Source organism: Pandoraea sp. B-6, assembly GCF_000282835.1.
GTDB lineage: Bacteria > Pseudomonadota > Gammaproteobacteria > Burkholderiales > Burkholderiaceae > Pandoraea > Pandoraea cepalis.
In genome coordinates this window covers 1-6,149 of sequence record NZ_AKXS01000280.1, presented here as the reverse complement: position 1 = coordinate 6,149, position 6,149 = coordinate 1, and the positions used below count along the sequence as shown (strand labels likewise).

Annotated in this window: 5 protein-coding genes; all 5 read left to right on the top strand. The window is 65.7% G+C overall.

What is annotated here, in order from left to right; all coding sequences use genetic code 11:
- Positions 1-1,258, top strand: a 1,258-nt coding sequence (locus A985_RS0101945; RefSeq protein WP_017231744.1) for a type II and III secretion system protein family protein, incomplete at its 5' end; no start/stop codon positions are given.
- A gap of 76 nt (positions 1,259-1,334) precedes the next feature.
- On the top strand, positions 1,335-2,675 hold the full coding sequence (locus A985_RS0101940; protein WP_017231743.1) for a MinD/ParA family protein: 1,341 nt from the start codon (positions 1,335-1,337) through the stop codon (positions 2,673-2,675).
- A gap of 1 nt (position 2,676) precedes the next feature.
- Entirely contained in the window at positions 2,677-4,056 is a 1,380-nt protein-coding gene (locus tag A985_RS0101935) for a CpaF family protein (RefSeq protein ID WP_017231742.1), read from the top strand.
- Positions 4,053-4,976, top strand: coding sequence for a type II secretion system F family protein (locus tag A985_RS0101930; protein WP_017231741.1), 924 nt, complete (start codon positions 4,053-4,055; stop codon positions 4,974-4,976). The genes A985_RS0101935 and A985_RS0101930 overlap by 4 nt, the downstream gene beginning before the upstream one ends.
- Positions 4,977-4,995: 19 nt before the next feature.
- Positions 4,996-6,015, top strand: coding sequence for a type II secretion system F family protein (locus tag A985_RS0101925; RefSeq protein WP_017231740.1), 1,020 nt, complete (start codon positions 4,996-4,998; stop codon positions 6,013-6,015).
- The last annotated feature ends 134 nt before the right edge of the window (positions 6,016-6,149 follow it).

Below are 6,149 nucleotides of genomic sequence, written 5' to 3'. Positions count from 1 at the left end.
ATCGGGCGCCGGATCGCGCTCGCTGACGCTGGGGGTTCACGAGCAACGCGAACTGCAAGTGCCCGGCGCGCTCGAGCGCGTTGCCGTGGCCGATCCGGCGGTGGCGGATGTCGTCGTGCTCAAGGGCTCGGGCGGACGACGCGGCTCGGTGCTGGTCGTCGGCAAGCAGGCGGGCACCACGCAGATCGCCGCGTGGCCGCGTGGCGGCGAGCCGGTGCGTTGGGAAGTGCATGTAAAGGGCAGTCTGCAGGGCGCCCTGGGCGATACCGGCACGGCCAGCGTGGATGCGCGTGGTGGCGCGGCGCTCATCAAGGGGCATGCGAATACCGTCATCGAGCACAGCGCACTGCAATCGGCGGCGCTCGATGCGGCGGGCAAGGGCGGCGTCGTCGTCGATCGCTCGACGGTCGGGGACACTGGGGTCGTGCAGGTCGACGTGAAGATCGTCGAGATCAATCGCAATATTCTCAATCAGTTGGGGGCGCGCTTCGGCGCGTCGAAAAAGACCGGGTCGGGCACCTTCGGCGTGAGTTCAGCGCTTAACTCCGCCTTCGGTGGCGCAGGCGGGACGAGCGCCGTGCCGAACTTCGGTTCGTTCTTCGGCTCGGTTACCCGCGGCGCGTTCAGCATGGCGGCGGAGATCGATCTGCTGCAATCGAACGGTCTCGGCCGGGTGCTTGCGGCGCCGACCCTGGTGGCCCTCTCCGGCCAGAGCGCGAGCTTCCTGGCGGGTGGCGAGATTCCGGTGCCGCAGTCGGGCGGCCTTGGCACCACCACCATCGTCTACAAGCCGTTCGGCGTCGGGCTCACGGTCACGCCGACGATTCTTGCGCCGAACCGCATTGCGCTGAAGGTGGCGCCCGAGGCGTCGGACATCGACTACACGAATGCCATTGTGACCGACTCGACGCAGATTCCTGCCATCACGACACGTCGTGCGGACACGACCGTCGAGTTGGGCGACGGCGAGAGCTTCGTCATCGGCGGCCTGATTTCGCGCACCACCACCGCCGCCGTCGACAAGGTGCCGCTGCTCGGCGACTTGCCGCTCATCGGCGCATTTTTCCGCAATCTGAAGTACAACAGCGCCGAGAAGGAGCTGGTGATCGTCGTCACGCCCCATCTGGTCAAGCCAGTGGCAAAAGGGGTGGCGATGCCGTTACCGGGCGATACGCGCGAGCGTCGCCCGGGCCCCGTGTGGGGCGCCTACTTGATGGGTGTAGCAAGCGACAGCGAACTGCCGGGTTTTTCGAAATAACGTCGATACGGGTACCAAGAAGGTACGGAGCGGCGCAGAGGCGAGAGCCCGGGGCAGGGAAGTCAGGAGTGCATAAATGAACGCACCGACGCGAATACTGGACACCATGACAGAGTTGCATCGCTTCCTCTTTTGCAGCGCGCATGCGGGCCACGGTCAGTGGCTCTCGGCGGCGTTGCGCGACGAGGGCGTGGTGTTGCAGGAGGCGGGCCGTCCAGCGCAATTGCAGCAGCGCATTGGCGATCTCGATCCGCAGGTCGTGCTGCTCGATTTTTCCGGCGAACCGACCGGCCATGCCGACGACGCCGCCGACGGCGGCTTCGCCGGTGCCATCGAACTCGCGCACATGCTCAAGCGCGTGGCGCCCAAATTGCCTCTGGTGGCGGTGGGCTCGATGGTGCGGGCCGACGGCATGAAGGCGGCCATTCGCGCCGGGGTCCACGATTTTATCGATATGCACTCGACGCACGAGGAGGCGCTCGACGTCATTCGCCGGGTGGTCGATCAAACGCCACCGCCCAGTGTCGTCGCGCCTCAACGTCATGGGCGCTTCGTGGTGCTGCTCGGCGCGCGTATCGGTGTGGGGTGCAGCACGCTCGCCGCGCATCTGTCGCAACTCGGGCAGGAGATGGTCGTGGGCGCACATCCCGACAAGGCGGTCCGGGCGGCGAAGGTGCCGGCGAATAAGGACGATAAGTTCGATGCCTCGCTGCTCGGTCATGTGGCGCTGCTCGATCTCGGATTGCCGTCCGGTGACGGCCTGCTGTATCTCAATACGCAAAGTCAGTTCAGTTTCGCCGAAGCGGTGCAGAATCTGCGCCGCTTCGACGAAACGCTCGTGCATACGGCGGTCTCGCATACGCCAAGCGGCCTTGCGGTGTTGCCGCTGCCGCTCGATCTCGGCGACATGCGTAGCGTGGCGGCGGCCGATGCGCTGGCGCTGACCGACCGTCTGCGGGCGTTCTTCGATCTGATCGTGGCCGACCTCGGCGGCTTCTCGAATCCCGCGTTCGTCGCGAGCCTCGTGCGCGCGGCCGACGAGGTCTGGCTGGTCGTCGACCAGAGCGTGGGCGCGATCGTCTCGCTCGCGTCGATGTTGCGCGATCTCGAAGAGAAGAGCGTGGAGCGCCATCACCTGCAGCTCGTGCTCAATCGCTACGACCCGCGTTACGGCATGGCGGCCGATCAGATCGCCAAGCGCTTCGAGATTCCGCTGCTCGCCACACTGCCCGATCGTCCCTTGGCCATGCTCTCGGCCACCAATCAGGGCAAGCTGATTCTCGATACCGCGCGCGGCGATCCGTACGTGCGCGCGTTGCAACCGCTCGTCGAACGACTGATCAGCGCGCAACATGCGGGGGCGGCAGCACAACGTCATTCGTCGGGCTGGCTGGGCCGATTCATGGGAAAGCACTGATATGACCGACTCCATCGAATTTGCCGACGACAAGCGCGCGTTTGCCAATTCACAGCAGTTTCAGGACATCAAGACGGCAGCGCACGAACACCTGCTCGCGCGGATCGAGGAACTCGGTGCGGAATTCGGGCGCTGGAGCCGCAGCGCGATTCAGCAGTTCGTCGATCTGGAGATGGACGGCTTCGTGCGACTGCGCCGCATCCCGATCAACGAATCGGAATTGCGCCAGATTTCCGATGCGCTCACGAAAGAGCTGGCCGGCTTCGGACCCATCGAGGATCTGCTCGCGGATCCTGCGGTGGAAGACATTCTGATCAACGGGTACAACGACGTGTATGTGTCGCGCGAGGGCGTGCTCGCGCGTGAAGCGTTGCGCTTTTCGGACAATCAGCATCTGCTGCGCATCGTGCGACGCATTCTTGCTCCCATCGGGCGCCGTCTCGACGAGTCGAACCCGATGGTCGACGCGCGCCTGCCCGACGGCGGGCGCCTGAACGTCGTGATCGAGCCGTTGGCCGTCGACGGGCCGGTGGTCTCGATTCGCAAGTTTCGCAAGGATCCGCTCAAGCCGTCCGACCTGCTCGCACTCGGCAGCTTCAACGAAGAGATTTACGCGCTGCTCGACGCGGCAGTGCGCTCACGCTGCAACATTCTTGTCTCCGGCGGGACCAGCTCGGGCAAGACGTCGTTACTCAACGCGCTGGCCAGTTTCATTCCGGCGAACGAGCGCGTGGTGACGGTCGAGGATACGGCCGAACTCTCGCTCAACCACCCGCACGTGGTGCGGCTCGAATCGCGTCAGGGCGGCTTCGACGGCGCGGGCGAGGTGTCGATTCGCGATCTGATTCGCAACAGTTTGCGCATGCGTCCCGACCGCATCATCGTGGGCGAAGTGCGCGGGTCCGAAGTGCTGGAAATGATGCAGGCGATGAACACCGGCCACGAAGGCTCGATGGCGACGATCCACGCCAACTCGCCGCGCGAATGCCTCTATCGCCTGGAGATGCTGGCGGGCTTCGCCGGGTTTCAGGGCAGCGAGAGCAGCCTGCGCCGGCAGATCACGAGCGCGCTCGATTTCATCGTGCAGATCGGCCGTCTGTCGAGCGGGCGCCGACGCATTCTGTCGATTACCGAGGTGACCGGGGTGTCGGATACGGTGATTTCGACGCAGGAGCTGTACCGTCACGAATCGGTCGTGGGGCCCGACGGCGAAGAGAAGGATCGTTGGGTCTCGCTCGGCCTTCAGCCGCACTCGCCGAAATTGCAGCGGTTCAAGGAGCAGACGCGCCATGCGGCGGCGGCCGCAGCCGCAGCGCAATCGCAAAGCAACACGCCGCCGGATTCGGGCGGCGGCGGTGGCTTCTTCGGACGCCGTCGATGAACGCCATCGTGCTGTGGGTCATTGGCATCGCCCTGCTGCTGATCGCCGCAGGGTTGGAGCTATGGCGCCGCACGCACCAGCGCGTGAGAGCGCAGGCGACGCGCGCGTTTCTTGAACGGCAGCTCGCCCAGAGCGCGCCGCGGTTCGCGGCGAGCGAGAGCGACGCCGCGCGCGCGCCGCGTCGCAAGTCGTTGCCGTGGGAGTTTTTCTTCGAGCGCGCGGGCGTGCAGACCGATCCGATGTTCTACGCCATGCTGGTCGCGCCCGGCCTGCTGCTGGTGATGCTGTTCTGGATGTGGCACGGGCCGCTCTCGGCCATCGTCGTACTGTTGATGTACGCCGTCGGCACGGTGCTGCGCTACTGGTTCAAGGCGGCGCGCCGGCATCGCAATATCGTGCGGCAGTTGCCGATCTTTCTCGACGGCATGGTGCGGATGCTGACCGTCGGCAATAGTCTGCCGGCCGCGTTCCAGACCGCCGCGGGCAATGCCGACATGCCGCTGCGCGAGCTGCTCGACCGTGCCGTGCGACAGGTGCAGGCAGGTGTGGATCTCGACGTTGCGCTCAAGCAGATCGCACGTGTCTATCACGTCGAAGAGATTTATCTGTTCGCGTCGGTGGTCGACCTCTCCACCCGGTTCGGGGGACGCGCCGACCAGATCCTGTCGCGCATGGCGGGCTTCATGCGCGATCGCGAGCAGGCGCAAGCGGAACTGTACGCGCTGTCGTCCGAGACACGGCTATCGGCATGGGTGCTGGCCGCGCTTCCGATCATCGTCAGTGCCGTGCTGATGTTGCTCAATCCGAGATTCTTCGAGCCGATGTTCCAGGAGGCGTCCGGTCAGCGGCTGCTCGCGATCGGCCTGGGACTGGAAGTCTTCGGCGGCTTCCTGTTGTACCGGCTCGCCAAGTCGCTGTGAGCGAGAGGGACTGACCGATATGCACCTCGCCAACTCGCACCTGTGGATGATGCTGGGCCTGTTGATGGTCGCGGCCGGGCTGTTGCTGGCGGCGTCGGCGTTGCTGTTGCGTGCGATGCGTCAGGGACGCAGCGAACGGATGATCGATCAGGTGCTGGCCAGCCGCCAGCAACAGGCGCTGGCGGCACTGCGTGCGGCGAGTACGCCGGGCGGGCGTCAAGCGGGGCCTGACGACGACACGCTGGCGACCCATGAGGGCCGGCAGCAAGGCTGGCGCGCGTTGTTCGACCGTGCCGCGGCGTTGGGCAAGCAGTGGTCGGAAACGCGGCTGGGTCAGCATCTGATTGCCGCCGAGGATCGCCTGCTGCTCGCGCAATGCGGCTACGACAGCGTGCGGGCCAAGTCGCTGTTCCTGTTCACGCGGGTGGCGCTCGCGGCGGTGTTGCCGCTGCTCATCTGGTTGTGGTTCCCGGGCAGCGGGGGTGTTGGCACGATGCTGCGCCTGATCGGTGCGGCCGGAGCCGGACTGCTCATGCCGAAGTTCTACGTGCAACGCAAGGCGACCCAGCGCCGTCGCGAACTGATCGAGGAGCTGCCATTGCTCATCGACTTGCTGCGGTTGCTGCAGGGGGTGGGCCTGTCGATGGATCAGAGCCTGTATGTGCTGGTGTCGGATTTTCGCGAAGTGCTGCCGATCCTGTCCAAGGAATTCGACAACGCCAATCGTCAGCACGCTTCCGGGCGTGGTCGCGAGGCGTCGCTGGGCCGCTTGCGCGAGGTCTACGACAACGACGATTTGCGCGCGCTGGTGCGGCTCATCGTGCAGGTCGAGCAGCATGGCGGGGCGGTGCAGGAGCCGCTGCAACAGTTCAGCGATCGCTTGCGCGAACAGCGCCGGCAGACGATGAAGGAGCGCATCGGCAAACTCACGGTGAAGATGACGCTGGCGATGATGCTGACCCTGTTACCCGCACTGATGCTGGTGGTGGCGGGACCGGCGATCCTGTCGCTAACGAAATCGATGGAGGCTATGCGGTGACCCGACGAATTCAGACACGACGCCTTGCCCGGGCCGCAGCCGCGGCCAGCGTCCCACAGCCACCGCGCGCCCGTCGCGCGATGGCCGGCTCGCTGATGGCCGTGCTGTGCGCGGCGGCGCTTGCCGGCTGCAGC